General features: G+C 47.5%; 11 protein-coding genes and 2 rRNA genes. 4 read left to right on the forward strand and 9 right to left on the reverse strand.

Annotation, left to right across the window (positions count from 1 at the left end; genetic code table 11):
- Positions 1-293 precede the first annotated feature (293 nt).
- Together ACLBLI_RS00180 and rrf are read left to right on the forward strand one after the other, a co-directional pair.
- A 23S ribosomal RNA gene (locus ACLBLI_RS00180) occupies positions 294-3286 on the forward strand.
- Between the two features lie 149 nt (positions 3287-3435).
- Positions 3436-3551 (forward strand): 5S ribosomal RNA (gene rrf / locus ACLBLI_RS00185).
- Between the two features lie 645 nt (positions 3552-4196).
- Here the strand turns inward: rrf and ACLBLI_RS00190 are convergent.
- Positions 4197-4514, reverse strand: coding sequence for a hypothetical protein (locus ACLBLI_RS00190; protein WP_414829187.1), 318 nt, complete (start codon positions 4512-4514; stop codon positions 4197-4199).
- A 295-nt stretch (positions 4515-4809) separates the two neighbouring features.
- Here ACLBLI_RS00190 and ACLBLI_RS00195 point away from each other — a divergent pair, with 295 nt between their 5' ends.
- Entirely contained in the window at positions 4810-5535 is a 726-nt protein-coding gene (locus ACLBLI_RS00195) for a substrate-binding periplasmic protein (RefSeq protein WP_414829188.1), read from the forward strand.
- Here ACLBLI_RS00195 and ACLBLI_RS00200 read toward each other — a convergent pair.
- The 8 genes from ACLBLI_RS00200 to ACLBLI_RS00235 form a co-directional block, all read right to left on the reverse strand.
- The gene (locus ACLBLI_RS00200; protein ID WP_414829189.1) at positions 5512-6285 is read right to left on the reverse strand and encodes a hypothetical protein; all 774 of its coding nucleotides are present in this window, start codon (positions 6283-6285) and stop codon (positions 5512-5514) included. The genes ACLBLI_RS00195 and ACLBLI_RS00200 overlap by 24 nt on opposite strands.
- Before the next feature lie 325 nt (positions 6286-6610).
- The gene (locus tag ACLBLI_RS00205; protein WP_414829190.1) at positions 6611-9679 is read right to left on the reverse strand and encodes an error-prone DNA polymerase; all 3069 of its coding nucleotides are present in this window, start codon (positions 9677-9679) and stop codon (positions 6611-6613) included.
- Positions 9680-9684: 5 nt separating this feature from the next.
- Positions 9685-11070: a Y-family DNA polymerase gene (locus ACLBLI_RS00210; RefSeq protein WP_414829191.1), complete on the reverse strand. Its 1386-nt coding sequence runs from the start codon at positions 11068-11070 to the stop codon at positions 9685-9687.
- A gap of 5 nt (positions 11071-11075) precedes the next feature.
- Positions 11076-11756 carry a recombinase RecA gene (locus ACLBLI_RS00215; protein ID WP_414829192.1) on the reverse strand — a complete coding sequence of 227 codons (681 nt, stop codon included), beginning with the start codon at positions 11754-11756 and terminating at the stop codon, positions 11076-11078.
- 62 nt (positions 11757-11818) lie between these two features.
- A complete protein-coding gene (locus ACLBLI_RS00220) occupies positions 11819-12343 on the reverse strand; it encodes a hypothetical protein (protein WP_414829193.1) in 525 nt (174 codons plus the stop codon).
- On the reverse strand, positions 12340-14112 hold the full coding sequence (locus ACLBLI_RS00225) for a DUF885 domain-containing protein (RefSeq protein ID WP_414829194.1): 1773 nt from the start codon (positions 14110-14112) through the stop codon (positions 12340-12342). Before ACLBLI_RS00225 ends, ACLBLI_RS00220 begins: the two co-directional genes overlap by 4 nt.
- A 38-nt stretch (positions 14113-14150) precedes the next feature.
- The gene (locus tag ACLBLI_RS00230) at positions 14151-14483 is read right to left on the reverse strand and encodes a DUF1820 family protein (protein WP_414829195.1); all 333 of its coding nucleotides are present in this window, start codon (positions 14481-14483) and stop codon (positions 14151-14153) included.
- A gap of 96 nt (positions 14484-14579) precedes the next feature.
- Positions 14580-15164 carry a TetR/AcrR family transcriptional regulator gene (locus tag ACLBLI_RS00235; protein ID WP_414829196.1) on the reverse strand — a complete coding sequence of 195 codons (585 nt, stop codon included), beginning with the start codon at positions 15162-15164 and terminating at the stop codon, positions 14580-14582.
- Between the two features lie 147 nt (positions 15165-15311).
- On the opposite strand from ACLBLI_RS00235, the gene ACLBLI_RS00240 reads away from it, so the two are divergent.
- Complete coding sequence (locus tag ACLBLI_RS00240) at positions 15312-16949, forward strand: M28 family metallopeptidase (protein WP_414829197.1); 1638 nt, start codon at positions 15312-15314, stop codon at positions 16947-16949.
- Positions 16950-17367 lie beyond the last annotated feature (418 nt).

A 17367-nucleotide genomic window follows, 5' to 3' on the forward strand; every position in this document is an offset into this window, starting at 1 on the left:
ATGTTCGGCAAACGTTCTTTAACAATTTGGAAAGCTGATATTAATAGTAATCAATCAAAATTGAGTAACTGAGAATTTATAGTATGCGCTTAAGCGTACTGTGAGTCCTCCTTGCGCAAAAGTTCCGATGCTACGCATCGAAATTTTGCACTAGTAACTACTCTACTTGACTTGAATTGCTTGTTATCAATTAAGTTTGATGACAAGGCAATTCTTCCGATTAGCTTGTCATCATACAGCAGGTATTGAATTACCACTCAATGCAGGAGTCAAAAGGCTGCTTGGGGTTGTATGGTTAAGTGACGAAGCGTATACGGTGGATGCCTTGGCAGTTAGAGGCGATGAAGGACGTGTAAGTCTGCGAAAAGCTGTGGTGAGCCGACAAAATGCATTTGAGCCACAGATGTCCGAATGGGGAAACCCACCTGTTTACAGGTATCACTTACTGAATACATAGGTAAGTGAGGCGAACGAGGGGAACTGAAACATCTAAGTACCCTTAGGAAAAGAAATCAACCGAGATTCCCCTAGTAGCGGCGAGCGAACGGGGAGCAGCCCTTAAGCTGCATTGGATTTAGTGGAAGCCTCTGGAAAGTGGCGCGATACAGGGTGATAGCCCCGTACACGAAGAAACCTTTGTAGTGAAATCGAGTAGGTCGGGACACGTGTTATCTTGACTGAATATGGGGGGACCATCCTCCAAGGCTAAATACTCCTAACTGACCGATAGTGAACCAGTACCGTGAGGGAAAGGCGAAAAGAACCCCTGTGAGGGGAGTGAAATAGAACCTGAAACCGTATACGTACAAGCAGTGGGAGCCCCATCACTAAGTGCCTTTAGTGGTGAGACTCACAAAGTGCAACAGCTTGATAAGCGAGTAACGTTGACCTGCGCAAGCAGCCAACGGTAAACCGACAAAATCAGGCAGGGTGCTTAGTGATGGGGTGACTGCGTACCTTTTGTATAATGGGTCAGCGACTTATATTTAGTAGCAAGGTTAAGCGAATAGCGGAGCCGTAGCGAAAGCGAGTGTTAACTGCGCGTTTAGTTGCTAGGTATAGACCCGAAACCCGGTGATCTAGCCATGGGCAGGTTGAAGGTTGAGTAACATCAACTGGAGGACCGAACTCACTAACGTTGAAAAGTTAGGAGATGACTTGTGGCTGGGGGTGAAAGGCCAATCAAACCGGGAGATAGCTGGTTCTCCCCGAAATCTATTTAGGTAGAGCCTCGGACGAATTCCATTGGGGGTAGAGCACTGTTAAGGCTAGGGGGTCATCCCGACTTACCAACCCTTTGCAAACTCCGAATACCAATGAGAACTATCCGGGAGACACACGGCGGGTGCTAACGTCCGTCGTGAAGAGGGAAACAACCCAGACCGCCAGCTAAGGTCCCAAAATATTGCTAAGTGGGAAACGATGTGGGAAGGCACAGACAGCTAGGAGGTTGGCTTAGAAGCAGCCACCCTTTAAAGAAAGCGTAATAGCTCACTAGTCGAGTCGGCCTGCGCGGAAGATGTAACGGGGCTAAGCAATATACCGAAGCTGCGGCAATGCGATTTATCGTATTGGGTAGGGGAGCGTTGTGTAAGCTGTTGAAGGTGTGTTGAGAAGCATGCTGGAGGTATCACAAGTGCGAATGCTGACATGAGTAACGATAATGGGGGTGAAAAACCCCCACGCCGGAAGACCAAGGTTTCCTGTCCCATGCTAATCAGGGCAGGGTAAGTCGGCCCCTAAGGCGAGGCAGAAATGCGTAGTCGATGGGAAACGGGTTAATATTCCCGTACTTATATAATCAGTGATGGAGGGACGGAGAAGGCTAAGCAAGCTTGGCGTTGGTTGTCCAAGTGAAAGCGAGTAGGCTGAGAGATTAGGTAAATCCGGTTTCTTAAGGCTGAGACGCGAGACGAGCTCCCAAGGGAGTGAAGTTGTTGATGCCCTGCTTCCAGGAAAAGCTTCTAAACTTATGATTATGTAAACCGTACCCCAAACCGACACAGGTGGTCAGGTAGAGAATACTAAGGCGCTTGAGAGAACTCGGGTGAAGGAACTCGGCAAAATAGTACCGTAACTTCGGGAGAAGGTACGCCTCTGAAGGTGAAGGACTTGCTCCGTAAGCTTTTGGAGGTCGCAGTGACCAGGTGGCTGGGACTGTTTATTAAAAACACAGCACTCTGCAAACTCGAAAGAGGACGTATAGGGTGTGACACCTGCCCGGTGCCGGAAGGTTAATTGATGGGGTTAGCGTAAGCGAAGCTCTTGATCGAAGCCCCGGTAAACGGCGGCCGTAACTATAACGGTCCTAAGGTAGCGAAATTCCTTGTCGGGTAAGTTCCGACCTGCACGAATGGTGTAACCATGGCCACGCTGTCTCCACCCGAGACTCAGTGAAATTGAAATCGCAGTGAAGATGCTGTGTACCCGCACCTAGACGGAAAGACCCCGTGAACCTTTACTACAGCTTGGCACTGAACATTGAACCTACATGTGTAGGATAGGTGGGAGGCTTTGAAGCATTGTCGCCAGATGATGTGGAGCCGTCCTTGAAATACCACCCTTGTATGTTTGATGTTCTAACATAGGTCCCTAATCGGGATTGTGGACAGTGTCTGGTGGGTAGTTTGACTGGGGCGGTCTCCTCCCAAATAGTAACGGAGGAGCACGAAGGTTAGCTAATCACGGTCGGACATCGTGAGGTTAGTGCAATGGCATAAGCTAGCTTAACTGCGAGACAGACACGTCGAGCAGGTACGAAAGTAGGTCATAGTGATCCGGTGGTTCTGTATGGAAGGGCCATCGCTCAACGGATAAAAGGTACTCCGGGGATAACAGGCTGATACCGCCCAAGAGTTCATATCGACGGCGGTGTTTGGCACCTCGATGTCGGCTCATCACATCCTGGGGCTGAAGTCGGTCCCAAGGGTATGGCTGTTCGCCATTTAAAGTGGTACGCGAGCTGGGTTTAGAACGTCGTGAGACAGTTCGGTCCCTATCTGGTGTGGGCGTTGGATGATTGAGGGGGGCTGCTCCTAGTACGAGAGGACCGGAGTGGACGAACCGCTGGTGTTCGGGTTGTTTTGCCAAAGGCATTGCCCGGTAGCCAAGTTCGGAATCGATAACCGCTGAAAGCATCTAAGCGGGAAGCGAGCCCCAAGATGAGTCATCCCTGAGCTTTAAGCTCTGGAAGGGTTGTTATAGACTATGACGTTGATAGGCAGGGTGTGGAAGCGTTGTAAGGCGTTAAGCTAACCTGTACTAATTGCCCGAGAGGCTTAACCATACAACGCCCAAGAAGCTTTATGCTTGAGTGTTGTGTGTGAGACAAGCTAAGAAATAGTAAAGTAGAGTAGATAAGTTACTCAACACGATTGAATATCAGACTTTCCCAAATTGTTATGTTATCGGTTTAACCGGTAACAACCTTTTTTGCTTGGCGGCCATAGCGACGTGGCACCACCTGATCCCATTCCGAACTCAGAAGTGAAACACGTTAGCGGCGATGGTAGTGTGGGGTCTCCCCATGTGAGAGTAGCACACCGCCAAGCTCCCATTCGAAAAGCCCGCTCAACTGAGCGGGCTTTTTTCGTCTGTGCGTCCGAAAAAACTTCATCCCCCGTAGTGCAACGCGCTTGTCAGGGACCTCTCTGGTGTTCACCAGGCAGCGGAAGCAACGATAAATGCAGAACAAAACAACTTCATCACTCACGGAATCACGAACAAGAAAGCTTGCTAATCTGGGCATTCAGACAATAGTTGCTGAACAGGCTTATATTTAATAACCAGACCCTGATGCTTTCATTAGTCTCGCCATCTGTAATAGATAGAACGTGCTTTTATAAAACTGTACAAGCTGCTAAGTACCGCAAATAACCGTACCCATTCTTCCTGTCGGGTAACGGCAGCGCTAATCTCAAAAGGTCTGCTTTTAAATGAGTGCGCCTTTTCAGTACTAACTCCTGATGCCTAATGTCTCGCAGCGAACTCCTGACACTCCAGTAGTTCCAGTAAACCGTTTAACAATATTGCAAAGGATCTCATCGTCAGGAGATAAAATAACCTACTCAGTATGTTACAGACACAGTCAATAAAGATGTCGCAGTGCATTAAAATCTATTATTACCAACGTGTCTTGTGGCTTAATAAAGAAGTAGCAGCTTGCGCAACTTAGTTTCAACAATCCCAAAGATTCATTAAAAGTCATCTCTTGTTTGTGGTGTTTCCTGATCACGATATTTCATATATTCCTTAAGGCTCAATACACCATCGCCATTGATATCCATATCACTGAATAAACTGTTTACACCAATCTCCGATGCTTCTTTTTCTGTGACGACACCATCTTTATTTTTGTCCATTAAATCAAACTCACTGCTTGCAACGGGATGTTCACTAGAAGTTTGAGGTCGTTTGTCATCTACGTCTACATTTGCAGCTGAATCAACTTGTGACGCCACCGTGTGAAAAGAGAAAAAAAGTAAAACAAGAGCGGCTTTGGTAAACAATCGCATGATATTGCTCCGATAAATAAGTGATTAACCTGAGCCATAAAACAAACAGAAAGTATGCCAGAAAATATGTTACTAAAGATCAGTACCTTATCCGTAGACATAAAAGGGTAATGATTAAGATAGGGAGATTGTGGGACACCTTTTTGAGGATTTTACCCACTATGTAGATATTCAGGATAAGAGCGATAGGGAAACCTGGTAATGGACTACGGAAAACAGCGCCTGATTCTGGAAACTGTTCAGGTAGATAATTGCTGATATACTATACAAAAGGTAACTCAAACAGCAATGCGATGTGTCTATTAGTCGTTTCATAACCTTACTAGCTGGCTTTACACTGCTTTGTAGTTTTGCAGGCAATGCCCAGGTGGAGAGGAAGATTACCATTGGGCTTGTAATTTTTCCCCCGCTCATTTTGCAGGATTGCGAGAATGGTGACTGCAGTGGGCCCGCCGTCGAGATTTCAAAATCAGTATTCACCCAAGCCGGTTTCGAAGTCGAAATCTATTGTGCACCTGCGGCAAGACTCTACTCGCTGATTCAGGAAGGCAAAGTCGATGTCACTATTAACGTAAACAGCACGTCTGCCATCAAACAACATGTCGATTTCCACACTGTTCCCTTCGCCAAGCTGAAAGTGGCATTGCTGACTAACCTGTCACTACCAGATGTGAACACGGTATCTGCTATACGAGGCTTTGACTATCATGGGGTACGTCAGAACCTGCTTGAGCAGAACTTTACCTTTGTTGATTTGCCCAATGGAAATGACGCAGTTCACGTTTTTTTACGTTCCCGTACCGGCGGCCTACTTACCTACATGAGGCCGTATCGATATTTAATTGCCAGAAGTACTTTTCCCATACCTGACAATATACATGTTGAGGAAATGCTGGAACTGGAAACTTATTTTGGCATCAGTAAAAGCTCACCGTGGCACGATGACATTTTATCCGCCCTGGATAGCTATGTGGAAAAAAATAAAATAATTCGGTTTTCAGGGGTAGAAACGCTCCCGTAACTCTTGAAGAATTGTTTCTGGATCTCGCAAATTATATTTTTGTTTCAACGATTCTATAAGCTCACCGTGTGTCCTGATAAAGTTATTGATATCCAGGATCACCTCCGGATGGTTTATCGTAGAAAGCATAAAGCCTACATTATCGTGCGGTAGTGCAGGGTCTAATGTAAATGGTCCATATTGTGGACTTGTCAGTGCGAGGTACTGGGTAACCGAGTACTCCAGATTCGCAGCATCAACACGATTTTTTTTAAGCAGGTAGAGTGCAGATAAGGTGTCTGTCACTGTAACCAAACGGGTTAAGTTTTGGTCGACTCTACTTTGCCAGTTCACAGGCGTAAATCCAAGCGGAATACTTAAACGCTGGATCCTGTCGAGACCTTTTCCCACATCATCCGGGTTAACGATAGTACCGCCAAGGGCTCGTGTAAGTGGGGTTGAGAAAAATTTATCTGAGGCCGGAATGATTTGGTTATACCATTTAGGATTGTCCGGATAAACAAAGTCGACATTGCCCTTAAGCATTTCTAACTGCAGACGTTTAACAGGCATATCGTAGTAAATCAATTCATGACCAGAGCGGTCAGCATAGGCCTCGAGAATAGCCCAGGCGAGCCCTTTGTCGTTTTCCTGAGAAAAGTCGTAGTGCGGATAATATTGTATATTTTGTGCACCAACAATGAAGGTATCTGCCTGCGCAAAAAGAGACAGTAAGGTAGAAAATAAGGCAGCAATAAAAGACCTAAGCATTAAACCTCCTGGGCACTATTATCAAAGTATCCCAAAGAAGCAGTAGAGTAAAACACTACGCAACTGTACTTTCGGTTACGCTGTTACGTTTTTTCAGATGATCATTGGCGTACTGATGACGTGAACAGGCAATAATCTCATTCGATGAACATTGATTCAGCGCCACTACTTAGACCAGGCATAGTGACACCCAGCTAAAACTCGTCGATATGGTTTAACACTTAAACAAACGTAAAACAGTGGGTTAAGTGAGTGGGAAACCGATGCACTTGGTCCGCGATTCCGGTTCACTATTACGGATTGCTGAAGCCAGCGAATTTAAAAACTAATGAAAGTCACGCGATGCAATTCGAAGCGATGACAACCAGTCGGAGCGGTCTGTTAATTTGCCTGCGATAATGTGTGTCACCCCTTCGGGAGAGCGCTCCAGGATCCCATCAATTTGTAAGATAGTTGCGCTTAGGTAAGCCGATTGTTGTTGTCTGGCTGTCGCCTGCCAGACAACCACGTTCATATTGCCTGTCTCATCCTCCAGCGTGATAAATGTCACACCAGAAGCGGTGCCCGGCGCCTGTCTTCCGGTAACGCAGCCAATCACGTGAACAACCGCCTTATTCGCAATACAATGTAATTTATTGGCTGAAATGAAGCGGCTTAAATCACGGTGCTTACGTAACAACGAGACAGGATGTTGCTGCAGTGACAGCGACGTCGATGCATAGTCCTCAAGCAAGTTATCGGCATCGGTAGGGCTAAAGGGAAAGGCGTGCTGGCCGGACTCATTAGCAAACAAGGGCAATGCGTGTTGCCGATCCATAATTTTCCATCTCGCGGCATACCGATTCGCTGAAACGATGGCAAACCCGTTTGCACTGGCAAGGGCTTCAATATCATTAACGGGTAACCCGAGCTGCTGTACCGCAGCGATGCTGTCATAGCCATGCTCTGGGCGAGAGTGAACCAATGCTGCGGCACTTTGCTCTGATAAGCCTTTTACAATACAAAGCCCGAGTTGAATGGCCTTCTCTCCGTTACTGAATACGAGAGTATGCTCAACCTCAGAATGGTTAATACAAACGGGGCGTATTTCTATCCCATGGTGCTTAGCATCCTGAATAAGCTGGGAAGGTGTGTAAAAACCCATTGGCCAGCTATTTAGCAAGCCAAGATAAAACTCAACTGGAAAGTAATGTTTTAACCAACAGGACACATAGGCCAGCACTGCGAAGGAGGCCGAATGTGATTCAGGAAAACCGTAGCCACCAAAGCCTTTAATTTGCTCAAACAGTTGCTCGGCAAACTTAGTGCTGTAACCTTTCGCCGTCATACCGGATACTAATTTATCCCTGAATTCATATATACGACCATCCTTTTTCCAGCTTGCCATCGCACGTCGCAGTTGGTCCGCTTCTCCTCCCGTAAAACCAGCGGCAACCATGGCAAGTTGTATTACCTGTTCCTGAAAAATCGGTACACCCATGGTGCGTGACAACACCTGTTCCACTTCTGTCGAAGGGTAACTCACCGGTTCTTTGCCATGACGGCGTAAAAGATAAGGATGCACCATATCTCCCTGAATAGGGCCGGGCCGAACGATGGCAATCTGAACCACAAGGTCGTAATAACAACGTGGCTTTAGTCTGGGTAACATTGTCATCTGTGCCCGTGATTCAATCTGAAAAACGCCAACGGTGTCGGCTTTGCATATCATGTCGTACACCTGATGATCATCTCCCAGCCGGGTAATAAATGGGATAGATGGGGAAATGGGATATTGGGCTGCAATACTATCAAAGGTTTTTCTGATAGCCGTAAGCATGCCTAATGCGAGAACATCGACTTTCAGCAGCCCCAGAGACTCAAGATCATCTTTGTCCCACTGAATTACGGTTCTCTGGGCCATCGAGGCATTCTCAATGGGCACCAACTCGTACAGTGGACCTGCAGAAATAACGAAGCCGCCGACGTGCTGTGACAAATGTCGGGGAAACCCAACAATTTGCTCTACCAGGCTGATAAGCTGTTTTACTTTCTTGCTTCTGGCATCCAGACCGTGTTGTGTAATCTGAGTTTGCCACGGAATAGTGCGGTCACGGCGGTTGATTTTCTTTATGACGAAATCGAGTTGTGATTCTGCAAATCCCAGTGCTTTACCTACCTGTCGAAATGCGCTTTTAAACCGGTACGCAATGACTGTAGCCGCCAGTGCTGTCCGCTCACGACCGTATTTTTGATAGATATACTGAATGACTTCTTCACGGCGCTGATGTTCAAAATCTACGTCTATATCAGGTGGCTCGTCCCGTTCCTTGGAGATAAAGCGTTCAAAAAGAACATTTATCTGTCTTGGATCTACCGCAGTGATCTCCAGACAATAGCAAACCACAGAGTTAGCTGCTGAACCTCGGCCCTGATATAAAATCTTCTGCTTTTTTGCGAATTGAACAATATCGTACAGGGTAAGGAAAAAGTATTCGTATTCCTGCTCAGCAATGAGAGTTAACTCTTTTTCGATAGTGGCTCTGATACTATCCGGTATGCCATCAGGAAAGCGGCGTCTTATGCCTTCTTCAACGCAATGCCTGAGATAGGAGGTGGCAGTAAACCCTTCCGGAACCAGTTCAGCAGGATACTGATACTTCAGCTCGTCCAGCGAGAAACTAAACAGCGAAGCAATGTCATTTGTGGTGTTAACCCACGATGTCGGATAAAGCTTGTTAATCTTGTTGATCGGACGAAGCGCGCGCTCTGCATTCGATACGGCTTTTCGCCCGAGTGCTTCCACTGTTGTATGCTCTTTGATTGCATGTAATGCGTGCTGTAAAGGCAGCCTGTCTTTATGATGCATCAGCACGCCGGTGCAAGCCGCGACAGGTATGTCGAATGTTTCCGAGAGCATTTCATAGTGTTTGAAGCGAAGGTGATCTTCACCATCCAGCAACCTTTGGCCGGCAATCCAGCAGCGGTCTGCATGAAAACGCTTCAGCCATAGCGCCCATTTTTCATCGGAGTCAGTGTTCCCGGTCGGCAGCCATAACAATAAACAGTGGCGCAGACTGGTGATGTCCCATTCTGACAATGCATAACTGCCTTTATCTTCTCGCCGTCTTGCCTGGGTGATGATCCTGCATAACTCACTGTAAGCGGGCTTATTGGGGCATAGCAATACAAACGAAAAATCATCAAACGTAAAATAACTTCCTACAATTAATGATATCGGTAGGCGGCAGCGAGCAATCTCTGCGTGAGCCCGAACGACGCCGGCAACTGAGCATTCATCAGTAATGGCAACAGCGCGGTAGCCAAGAAAGGATGCCGTTGTCACGATTTCTTCTGGTGAGGAAGCACCCACAAGAAAACTGAAATTGCTTTGGCAAAAGAGTTCACTATACATGACAGCTAGGCGTAGTATCCCTGAATAAACCAGTGTTGCTTTGAATTGCGAAATATCTGAATAAATTCGCCAGCCTGGGTTTTGGCGATGAAATAATCTCGTTTTACCGCGTGCTCGTCCCACCAACCGGTATGCAGTCGAACCGGGCCAAATGTGATGCGGCAGGGGGTAATTAAAGGCGCAGGCGTGTTCAGTCTTATAGCCGGAAGCCACTGGCTGGACAGTTCTGGAGTGCTCGTTCCCCCGTTTTCAGTCTGCCGCTCCATTCGGTGATCATTGCCTGAGGCCGGCACACTTACACGGTTATCTCCCAGTCGGGCCTGAAGTCTGCTAAGTAGCTGCTTTTGGGCAAAGTACTGATGCCTGTCCTGGAAAAAATCCTGATTTTCGGCGTCGTGTTCAAGCAACTCAACTGCGCGTAGCTGAAGACCGGTAACCGGAGCAAGCAAAGACGTGTTTTCCAGTTGCAGTGAAGCGATATCCAGCCACTGCCTTACGCTGCTAATGCCAACAGCAGAGCGAATTAACACATCAGTTGCAGCATGGTCACGGTAATAGAGGGTTAACGAAAGCTCGCTGACGACCTTATTTCTCAGCCTCAGAAATACTGCTAAATCTTCAAGCAGGGTTACAACATAGGGGAGTAAGTGTTGAGTGTTTTCTATTTCGTAGGCCACATCACAGTGACGTTTAAATGCATCAGCAGGACGGTACAACGGATAGGTTGGATAGGCATCACCCCGAACGGCAGTCAGATACCGGATAGTGTGGTTATTAAACCGTTTTCCAAGCTCGCCCACAGACAATGACAGTAAGCGATCCAAAGAGAATATGCCTATGCGGTTTAGCGTTAACCGTAGTGGCTTATCAATATCCAGATGACAGACCTGGCATTGTCTGAGCGCAGTGGAGATCGCTTTTTTATCAGTATATATCTGATTGCAACAGGCTTTAGCAAGTACTCTGGCGCACTCTACGGACCAGCCAGACGCGTACGTAAAATCCACATTCAGAGGTAAGATTTCACTTAAAATTGCCTTCCAGGTTGCCATAACAGAACCATAATACTGGCATAGATTATCCAGTCTGATGGCAAGCGCAGCTGGAGTAATTATCACAATATCTGAGGCGACCTGGTAAAGTCGGGCAGCAAGAGCTTGCAGGTGGCCCTGCTCTTTCTCCCGAGAGTAAACTGTAATGGCAATATCAGGACACAACGCGGCAGCCTGAGCCAGACCCATCCCGGGCGTTATGCCTTGTTTCTCAGCCATTTCGCAGCGCTGTACAATAACGTTTTCCTGCTCGTTATACACTGCTGCCGGAATGCCAGTGTTGTCAGAACCGGACAAATCCAGAGTGAGGCGGGTAAAGTCCAGATAGGCCCACAACATGACAATTAACTCACGGAAGAAAGATGAGCATGGTGGTGATGAGACTGACGGGTAAGTCGCAATATCACACTGTTATCCGGAGTATGTTTCAACGGAAGAATGAGGTTATCTACCGGCTTTCCTCCCTGAATTTTAATGATGTCGACACACAGGCCCTGTTTATGTGGTCTGACTTTCAAGTCCAGAAGAATAGGCAGACCTGAGACGATATGACTGTGTTGGTAAATAAGGCAAAGACAGTCGTTGTCACTGGCCGCAATCTGCAGTCTGCGAGCTTGTCTGGAATGTAAGCGGGATATCCAGAGTATGACACTATGACAAACGCCACTCTTCAGACATTGCTCTGCTGACCACAACGCTTCTTCATCATTTGCAGGGGTGATCTGTAGGGTTTGGATATCATCAAAGCCGCCATGATGCAGCCAGGGAGCGTGAACATCGCCAGGTGCATTAATGAAAACCCGCAGCTTGTGTCGGCGACCTGACAAGAGTGCGCCTTTGAGTAAAGACAGTTCGCCCACGCCAACAGTGGCCTGAACACGGACTAAGCCGGCGCAGGGCAGGCCTCCGAGCAAGTGCTTATCCAAAATGGCATGGCCTGTCGACAAACGTGACAAGGCGGATGGGGTTTGGTTTCCCCGCCAAATGAGCGGATGCTTTTCCAGTGACGTGAGAGATTCAGCCATAACGATATAATGCTGTATAGATATACAGTATTATAGGTCGGGCCTGATTTTTTACAACAAGGTTACGACGCTTTAGCTTCAGCTTCTTGATCTGTTGAAGATTTTTTCTGCTTACCGTTAATGTACTGCGAAATATGATTCATCGCCGCAGTGAACCCGTCCGGTGTGTTTTTTGACCATGCCATTCTGACTTCACTGGGAAACTCTTTCACAATATCTTTAACTTCTTCGATAGTAAGCGGCGTTTTTTTCAAAGACTTAATAAGTGCTTCTTCTACCGTTGCCTCTTTCTCGCAACAGTCCATCACAACACGGGAATACTGGTTTGCCAGAATCGCCAGCACCCCGTACTGATCTTCACTTATCAGCGCCCGTTGATGTGCTTTTTCTACCCGCGAAACAAAAATCTGCTGGAGATTGTTGGTAACCACTACCAGGCTGGTATAGGCATAATTAACCTTCTTGGCATTCGTCTTAGCGGTTTGTCTGGTGAGCGCAAGCTCACGCTGCATATTCTGACCACGCAACACAAAAAAAATCAGCATGATCACCAGTACAGCGATAATGCTTCCCAACCCAACTATCATGCAGACTTCTCCAGCTCCGACTGAATAAACTGATTGATATTTTCCTCAAGGATAAACAGCGGAACCGAGCCATGTGCCAGTACAGCTTTATGGAATTTGCGGATATCGAAATCAGGACCAAGCGCCTCTTCGGCTTTCTTGCGCAAGGCTTTGATTTTGATTTCGCCAATTTTGTAAGAAAGTGCCTGCGCTGGCCATGAGATGTAACGATCAATTTCGGTTCTGACGTTATGCTCCGACAGCGCTGTATTTGTCATCATGTAATCCAGGGCTTCATCGCGAGACCAGCCAAACATATGCATGCCAGTATCGACAACTAAACGACATGCGCGCCACATTTCATAGCTCAGACGACCAAAATCATCGTAAGGGTCTTCGTACATTCCCACTTCGATACCCAGGTACTCTGAGTATAATCCCCAGCCTTCACCAAAAGCGGAAATGTAGGTGTCCTGACGGACTTTCGGTAGATCGTCCAGCTCCGCCGCCAGCGAAATTTGCAGGTGATGTCCGGGAACGGCTTCGTGTAATGTCAGTGCCGGCAATGCGTAAAGCGGCCGCTTGTCCAGAGCGTATGTGTTTACCCAGTAATAACCAGGCTGATCATCCCGTGAGGGGTGCACATAGCGTCCGGTGGTATATTTTGGGGCTATGCTGTCTGGTACTGGCGCAACGCCATAAGGAATACGCGGCAGCAACTCAAAGAGTTGAGGCAGACGGGCATCCATTTTTTTGGCGATAAAGGAAGCTTCCTTTAACAACGCTTCCGGCGTGGAGGCATAAAATTGCGGGTCGGTACGCAGAAATTCAATAAACTCGTCAATGGTGCCATCGTATTCCAGTTTATCCACTATCGCCTGCATCTCAGCTCGGATGCGTTTAACTTCACTAAGCCCTAACTCATGAATTTCTTTTGCCGTCATATCTGTAGTGGTGTAGTGACGCGCGCGATTCTGATAATAGGCTTCACCATCAGGCCAGTTTTTAGCCGCAATGTCGTCTCTGGCCCCTGGAATATACTCGGTTTTCAAAAAATCATAAAAACGCTGATATGCCGGTACTACGTCAGTCATGATCACAGACTTGGCGGCTTTAATTAATGCATCCTGTTTTTCAGCATCAATATGGCTGGGGAACTCTGTAAAAGGCTTGAAGAACTGGCTTTCTGTGGGATTTTCTACAATAAAAGGTACAACAGAGTCTTCAAATCCCTGCAACACGACTTTAGGTTGCGTGTAGCCAGCTTCCAGGCCTTTTTTCATGTAGGCCATTTGCTGATCGAAGTAGCCGCTGATCGCGCCCAGGCGAGACAGGTAATTCTGATAGTCTTTTTCAGTTTTAAATATGACACTGCCGGGTAGCGAACTCATCGCGCTATGAAACCCGTATTCCGATGTCAGTGGCACCCAGTGGGCATTGAAGCGATACTGGTCTATCTTATTGTTCAGCCGATACTGCTGCATCAGCAAACTGATACGGTCTTCCTGACTAAGCGCATCGGCGTCGATCGCCGCTAACTGCTCTGCAAAACCTATCCATCGTTGATTCTGTGCCGCTAATGCCGCGGGTGAAATATCTGCCAACAGGTGATCATACCCTTGCACTCCTTCACGGCTGGCCATCATTGGTGATGTGGATATTTCGTAATCCCAGATAGTGTCCAGCAAGGAATGCAGCTGTTTATCCGGAGCCTGGCCGGCAGCGGCTGTGATACTAGCGAAACACAGCACCAGTGCTGCAAGCGGTCTGAACAGAGTTAACTTAAACATGCGCTCTCCGGTAACTTCGCCCGGGCACGCCGGGTTGATTACTCTTTCTTAGGTGTATATATCGGATTCGGGAATGCAGTTACTTTATCAGATATCGGAGTGATTTTGGCAGTCCCTTGTCGCTTCACAGCGTCAATGCGAAGCACATTGTGCATAGGAACGTAAGTTGTTGTCACATCGCCAAATTCACTTTTGAGTTTTTCATGGCTGGGGTCGACCACTACGCTGGTGTGGGTATCCCAGACAAAATCGCCGATTTCTATAAAGCCGAACAGACTCCCCTGGGAGAGTTCGCGAACATACAGCTCATACCTTTCGCCGTTACTGACAAATTGCACTCGGTAAATCGGATCATTACTTTGGGTGGACATGGAAAGTGAATACCTCAAACTCGCCTAACGAACCAGTTCGTTCAGGCTGCTGTGCGAACTGGAATTACCTGCCCTTATGGCAGCTGGTGGCGAATTTTAACCTGAGTTTCCGCCCCTCTGCAAAGGGGATAACAGGGCTTCTGTGGCAATGTACATTTCATCGGTGTCTTCTGCCAGAATGGCATTGACAGCAAAACCCTGCACATAGCTTGTCAGTTGCAGCGCTGCCGATTCGATATTCACATGCGGACCTAACTCCTCCAGCTGCTGCGCTTTTTCCAGGCAACCGATGAAATCAAGTTGTAAGCGGTCAAGATAATGGCGACCCATTTCGCGAATGTGTTCATCCTGCTTACCCAGCTCGGTCAGACAGTTAATCAGCAGGCAACCGCGTTTGTGAATGAGTGGGATATAACGAATGAAAAAAGCGTGAATGGAGTTCATACCCTGATGATTCTCCAGCTCTTTCACCACTGGCATCAACTCGGTATCCATATAGTGCTGCAACACACGGTATAAGAAAGCTTGCTTACTGCCAAATTCCAGATAAAAGCCGCGCCGGTTAAACTCGGTGCGGGCAATGATTTCGTCCATGATGGCGCTATGAAAACTATGCTCGAGAAAGATATCAACGGCCTGGCTCAGAATGGTGTCTACATCGTACAGGGCGGTTCTGGGCATGACGGACTTCTCGTAACTAAGATCCCTAGAGACTAGCGCAAACTGTCGTGTGGTCAAGCCATATAACGCAAACCTTTGGCAGTGAAATTGGTAAATTTTTGTACCTGCGTTACTATGCTTGCCGGATTTTTAACGAAACAGACGACCATGATAAGAAAACTGTTAATTGGCGGCCTGGCAGCCGCACTGAGTCTGACTGTGTCAGCGCATAATGAAAACGCCCCATCGACCGGGTTTCAACCTGATACCCAACGCATTAAATCGCATTTGTTTTTCTTGGCAGATGATTTGCTGGAAGGGCGGGATACGGGCTCTCGCGGCCACGATATTGCTGCGCTGTATATCGCGACCGAATTTGCTAAATACGGGCTAACCCCGGCAGGTACTGACGGGTTTATGCAGGATGTACAATTTCGTAAGTCCGTGCTGGTTCAGGAGTCTCCATCATTCACGATAACCACAGTTGAAGGCACAACCTCTCTCGATTATCCTAAGCAATACCTGATGGGACCAAGCCTGTTGTCAGAATCGTCAGCAGTTCAGGCTGAAATGGTATTTGTGGGCTACGGCATCGTAGCTGATGAACTTGAGCACAATGACTATGATGGCATGGATGTAGACGGCAAAATTGTTGTGACACTGGCCGGTAAGCCGGCATCGTTTCCTTCTGAAGAAGGCGCGCACTTTGCCTCCGGCTACCAGAAAAACAAATATGCTGCAGAACGTGGCGCTGTTGGTGTGATTACTATTACCACACCACAAAACGAAAAAGTACGTCCTTACCAGAGCCGCCTGAGCTATATCCACATGCCAAGCATGGCGTGGTTACAGGAAGACGGCACCCCGGCAAACCGTTTTGAACAACTTAAAGGCGGCGCCTACTTAAGTGAAGGCGCGGCTAAAATTTTGTTTAAAGATGCCCCTCGTGCGCTGGAAGATATCTATGCTGACCTTGAAGAAGACAAGTCACCTGCTGGATTTGCGCTTAACGGCAAGGTGTCACTTTCTCGGGAAAGCAAACATGAGCAGATTTCCAGCCCCAACGTGATTGGCATGCTGGAAGGGTCCGATCCCGAGCTGAAAAACGAGTACGTGGTGTACTCGGCACACTCTGATCACATCGGTTTTTCAAAAACGGTTAAAAAAGACAATATTAACAACGGTGCTATGGATAACGCTTCGGGCACTGCTGTGATGTTGGAAACTGCGCGGTTGTTCAGCGAAATGGAAAGTAAACCTAAGCGCTCTATTTTGTTTGTTTCTGTGACCGGTGAAGAGAAAGGACTACTGGGGGCTGATTATTTTGCCCGTAATCCGACGGTTCCGGTAGAAAACATGGTGGCTAACGTGAATCTGGATATGCCTATTCTGACCTACGAGTTCGCAGATGTTATCGCATTTGGCGCAAACCACAGCGATCTCAAAGCGTCAGTAGAGCGGGCTGCAGCGAATGCGGATATTAAGTTAAGTCCCGATCCATGGCCAGAGCAGGCGTTGTTTACCCGCTCTGATCACTATGCATTTGTAAAACAGGGGGTGCCAGCGGTATTTATGGTACCGGGCCTGACCTCAAAAGATCCTGACGTTGACGGCAGCAAGGTATTCGGTCAGTTTCTGTCAACGCACTATCATAAACCCAGTGATGACATTAACCAGCCCTTCAACTGGAATGCAGCAGAAACCTTTACCAAGGTGAATGCGCAAATCGGCCTGACACTGGCGAATCAGGAGGCGCGCCCAGCCTGGAACGACGGAGATTTCTTCGGCGAAACATTCGGGCGATAAGCTTCAGCTTCTCAGCATAAAAGCAGCGCTCTGGCGCTGCTTTTTTTTGGCCGTTCGTTTAGGTACAGAAAACCGCACGTGTATCTGTGGAAGAACAAGAAGACGTATAACGCAATGCGTAACTTTGAAACGTAGTGGAGCATTGCGTTTTGTATCCGCTTAAGGCTATAACCGCAAGTACTACAGACATGTCAGTGGGAATTTGCCAGGCAGCGCTTTATCAGCAGCGTTGCCGCTTCAGAGGCAATTGCCGTATTACCTCGCCAGCAGCGTATCTCTTTAAAAAATAACGCTCTCGTGTAACAAGCCAACAAACCTTTTCAGTTTATTGTGATATTCCGTAGTGATTGCTACCAAGTACGCGGCGCCTAATTGTTTTGCCTCATAACGTTACCTGTACGAGTCTTATTTATGTTTC

This window comes from Alteromonas sp. H39 (assembly GCF_047556435.1).
Classification (GTDB): Bacteria; Pseudomonadota; Gammaproteobacteria; order Enterobacterales; family Alteromonadaceae; genus Alteromonas.

Coding starts and splice junctions, on each gene's coding strand:
- ACLBLI_RS00210 (WP_414829191.1), bottom strand. CDS start 11,070: ATGTTGTGGGCCTATCTGGACTTTACCCGCCTCACTCTGGATTTGTCC.
- ACLBLI_RS00235 (WP_414829196.1), bottom strand. CDS start 15,164: ATGCCCAGAACCGCCCTGTACGATGTAGACACCATTCTGAGCCAGGCC.
- ACLBLI_RS00215 (WP_414829192.1), bottom strand. CDS start 11,756: ATGGCTGAATCTCTCACGTCACTGGAAAAGCATCCGCTCATTTGGCGG.
- ACLBLI_RS00190 (WP_414829187.1), bottom strand. CDS start 4,514: ATGCGATTGTTTACCAAAGCCGCTCTTGTTTTACTTTTTTTCTCTTTT.
- ACLBLI_RS00230 (WP_414829195.1), bottom strand. CDS start 14,483: ATGTCCACCCAAAGTAATGATCCGATTTACCGAGTGCAATTTGTCAGT.
- ACLBLI_RS00200 (WP_414829189.1), bottom strand. CDS start 6,285: ATGCTTAGGTCTTTTATTGCTGCCTTATTTTCTACCTTACTGTCTCTT.
- ACLBLI_RS00205 (WP_414829190.1), bottom strand. CDS start 9,679: ATGTATAGTGAACTCTTTTGCCAAAGCAATTTCAGTTTTCTTGTGGGT.
- ACLBLI_RS00220 (WP_414829193.1), bottom strand. CDS start 12,343: ATGATAGTTGGGTTGGGAAGCATTATCGCTGTACTGGTGATCATGCTG.
- ACLBLI_RS00225 (WP_414829194.1), bottom strand. CDS start 14,112: ATGTTTAAGTTAACTCTGTTCAGACCGCTTGCAGCACTGGTGCTGTGT.
- ACLBLI_RS00240 (WP_414829197.1), top strand. CDS start 15,312: ATGATAAGAAAACTGTTAATTGGCGGCCTGGCAGCCGCACTGAGTCTG.